Genomic DNA, 3,674 nt, shown 5'->3' with positions numbered 1-3,674 from the left:
GGTCTGGGTTATGTCGATGGGGTTGTCTCGGCGGTGGTCGTCGTGCAGGTCAAGGGCTTCGGTGGAGGTGGACCACGCGGCATAACCTGGCAGCCGGGAGTCCGTTGTGTCTTTCTGATGGTGTTCATCATCCCATCAAAAGGAGAATGTCATGGTTTCGGAAAGCGGCACCGTTGCCGATGGGCAGGCGGTTCCGGACAGCGATGTGCTCGTTGAGTTCGGGGTATGGCTGGATCGGCAGCGCGGGTTGGCGCCCGTCACGGTGCACAACTACTGCTGGAATGTTGGGCGATTCCTGGAATCGCTGCCCGTCGGGTTGCCGCTGCGTTCTCTGGACGCAGCAACGGTCACGGCATTCATGATCGAATTTTGCCGGAACCGCAACACGAACTCGGCGAAGTCCAGGGCCAGGTCGGTCCGGTCGTTTCTGCGGTTCACGCATGCCACTGGCGTGACGCCAGTGGGGTTGTGGGGTGCGGTTCCCGCGTCGGCGAGTTGGCACTTGGCGTCATTGCCGATGTCCCTGCCGGCAACGGATCTCGAGCGGCTGCTTGCAGCGGCCGCGTCATTCCGGTCCACGGCCCCGAGCCGGCGGGATTATGCGATCCTGCTGCTGCTTGCCCGGCTCGGGTTGCGGCGCGGTGAGGTCGCCCGCCTCGCGCTCGAGGATATCGATTGGCGGGCGGGGGAAATCACGGTCGTGGGCAAGGGAAACACTGTCGAACGGATGCCCCTGCCGGCGGAACCTGGAGAGGCCATCGCCGCGTGGCTGACCGCGGGGCGGCCTCGATGCCGGACACGGGCGGTGTTTACGACACTGCGGCCACCCGGACGACCCCTGTCACCCGGGGCGATCGGTCACATTGTGGGGATCGCTTGCCGAACAGCAGGTCTCGCCCGGATCGGTGCGCATCGGCTGCGCCATAGCTTGGCCACGGATATGTTGCGGGCGGGTGCATCTCTGCCCGAGGTGGGGCAGGTGCTGCGCCATCGCAGCGTGCGGTCCACGGCGATCTACGCCAAGGTCGATGAGGTGTCCCTGCGGCCGTTGGCGCGACCTTGGCCCGGCACGATCCCGGAGACGGGCCCGGATACCAGGGCTCGGAGTATGGCTCGACCGTGGCCCGAGGCTCGATCATGAACACGCTGCGTGAGAACGTCGCCGACTATCTCGTCATGCGCAGGGCGATGGGTTTCAAAGCCGAGGGCCTGGCCAAGTTGCTGATGAGCTTCGTCGGGTTCTGCGAGGCCAGGGGCGTAGACCACGTCACTAACGACGTTGCGCTGGAATGGGCCACCGCGCAGATCAAGGTGCCCGTCCACGATGCCCTGTTCGCCCGCAGGATGGACGCGGTGCGGCTGTTCGCCCGGCACCAGCAGGCGTTGGATCCGGCCACGCAGGTTCCCCCGGAGACGATGTGCAACCGCCGATATCGCGCCCGGGAACCGCACATCTACAGCGACACCGAGATCCACGCGCTGCTTGCAGCAACGGACACGTTGTCCCCGCAGTTCAAGGCGGTGACGTGGCGAACTCTGATCGGTCTGCTCGCCGCCACCGGGATGCGCCCGGGTGAGGCCTGCCGCGTCAGCGTCGACGACGTAGACCTGGACAACGGCATGATCCAGGTCCTGGACACGAAGTTCGGCAAGTCCAGGCTGGTGTTCCTCCATCCAACCACGGTCACGCACGTGCGCCGCTATCTGCGGGTCCGCCACGACCAGCTTCCCGCTGCAACGCGGGCGTGTCCGATGCTCTTCGTAAACGGGCGACGCACCAGGCTGGACCCGGACAAGCTGGGCGTCACCTTCAGACAGCTCCTCGCCGCGGCCGGAATCCCCATCATCGCCGGCCGCAGACCACCACGGCTCCACGATCTGCGGCATACCTTCGCCGTGACGACGATGCTCGCCTGGTACGACGATGGCCACGATGTCCAGGCACGACTGCCGCTTCTGTCGACCTGGCTCGGGCACGTCGATCCGGCCTCGACCTACTGGTACCTGCACGCAGTTCCCGAACTGCTCGATCAGGCGGTGCGCCGCCTCGAGACCAGGAACAGCGTGACAGTGGCAGGGGCGCAGTCATGACGGCGCCGACCCTGACTTCCCTGATCCAGGGGTTCTTCACTGACCGCCTGGTCCGGCAACGACAATCCAGCCCCCAGACGATCGCGGCCTACCGGGACTCGATCAGGTTGCTGCTGTTGTTCACCGCGCAGAAAGCCGCGAAGCCACCGGCCCGGCTCACCATCGGTGACCTCGACGCAGCGACCATCGCCGCGTTTCTCGATCACCTCGACAGCGACCGGCACAACAGTACGACCACACGCAACGCGCGCCCGGCCGCGGTTCACTCCTTCTACCGATATGCGCTTCCGCTCATTCCAGAGCACGCGCAGACCGCAAGCCAGGTCCTCGCGATCCCGCAACGGCGATACGAACGAGCAATCGTTTCCTACCTGACCGAAACCGAAGTGGACGCCCTCTTGCAGGCACCGGACCGCACCACCTGGTTCGGGCGCCGGGACCAGGCCCTGCTGATCACCGCACTCAAGACGGGACTTCGCCTCTCGGAACTGATTTCACTGACCACCGAGGACATCACCACCACGATCCCCGGCGCCGCCGTTCGCACCATGGGCAAAGGCCGACGGGAACGCGCCACTCCGCTGACCCGGCAGACCCTGGCAGTCCTACGTCCGTGGCTCAAGGAAACCTGCCCGCTGCCCGGAGCACCGGTCTTCCCCACGAGGAACGGAACACCGATGTCTGCAGACGCCGTTCAACGCCTCGTCGCCAAGCACGCCGCCACCGCTGCGCACAGGTGCCCCTCGATCGCCGCCAAGAACATCACCCCGCACACACTGCGGCATACCGCTGCGATGACGCTGCTGAACGCTGGGGTCGACACCTCCGTCATCGCGCTCTGGCTCGGCCACCAGAGTCCGGCTACCACCCACATCTACCGCCACGCAGATATGGCCATCAAGGAGCGTGCACTCGACCGTGTGACCTCGCCCACCACCACGCCCGGGCGTTACCGGCCCCCGGACACCCTCATCGGTTTCCTCGAGCAACTATGAGAATCAACCACACCACCCGGTTTATGCCGCGTGGACCACCCGCGCCGAAACCCTTGACCTGCACGACGACCACCGCCGAGACAACCCCATCGACATAACCCAGACCTCGGCATAATTCGAGTAGCCGACTTTGCGGAGTTCGTCTTCCTTCTCCGCCTCGAAGTACAAGGTGGTGACGTCGTAGAGCACCAGAGACAGCCCGCCGGTCGCCGCCGCGTGCTCGAAGCATTTCGTGGCGACACGATTCCGGTAATCGCTCGTAGCGCAACGCTTGAGTGCGTTGGCGTAGGTGTTGCGGTGCGCCGGTGTCAGGCCGATCTCGCTGACGACGCGGGCGGTGTCGCTCATCGAGGTCGGTTCGACGAGTCGGCCGAGGACCAGTTGGAAGAACGCCTCGTCGTCGACAACGTCGAACCCCAGTCGGGACCACGCTACGGCGATCGTCTCGATCAGCCAGCGGGACCGCTTCGCGGTGATCAGCGACGGGCCGCCGCCGGGGCCGGCGAGCGCATCCAGCCCCAGGTCGAGTTCCTCCTGACCCTCGTCGAGTTTGTCGCGGGCGACCTGCATCAACGCGGTCAACTCGCT

At 65.5% G+C, this 3,674-nt stretch carries 3 protein-coding genes and 1 pseudogene; 3 read left to right on the top strand and 1 reads right to left on the bottom strand.

Annotated elements, in window-relative coordinates:
• Positions 1-151: 151 nt before the first annotated feature.
• Genes ACFTZB_RS44095 through ACFTZB_RS44085 form a run of 3 tightly spaced genes read left to right on the top strand, consistent with a single transcriptional unit; the run spans position 152 to position 3,086 of the window.
• Positions 152-1,141, top strand: a complete 990-nt coding sequence (locus ACFTZB_RS44095) for a tyrosine-type recombinase/integrase (RefSeq protein ID WP_378442095.1) — start codon at positions 152-154, stop codon at positions 1,139-1,141.
• Positions 1,138-2,091, top strand: coding sequence for a tyrosine-type recombinase/integrase (locus ACFTZB_RS44090; protein ID WP_378442092.1), 954 nt, complete (start codon positions 1,138-1,140; stop codon positions 2,089-2,091). Before ACFTZB_RS44095 ends, ACFTZB_RS44090 begins: the two co-directional genes overlap by 4 nt.
• A complete protein-coding gene (locus ACFTZB_RS44085) occupies positions 2,088-3,086 on the top strand; it encodes a tyrosine-type recombinase/integrase (RefSeq protein WP_378442090.1) in 999 nt (332 codons plus the stop codon). Before ACFTZB_RS44090 ends, ACFTZB_RS44085 begins: the two co-directional genes overlap by 4 nt.
• Before the next feature lie 21 nt (positions 3,087-3,107).
• Here ACFTZB_RS44085 and ACFTZB_RS44080 read toward each other — a convergent pair.
• Positions 3,108-3,674 (bottom strand): annotated as a pseudogene (locus ACFTZB_RS44080) (hypothetical protein); the annotation flags it as partial.

It is taken from the genome of Rhodococcus sp. NPDC057014 (genome assembly GCF_042673295.1).
Lineage (GTDB): Bacteria > Actinomycetota > Actinomycetes > Mycobacteriales > Mycobacteriaceae > Rhodococcus_F.
The sequence above is the reverse complement of the archived record's forward strand: the minus strand, read 5'-3'. Positions and strand labels throughout refer to the sequence as shown.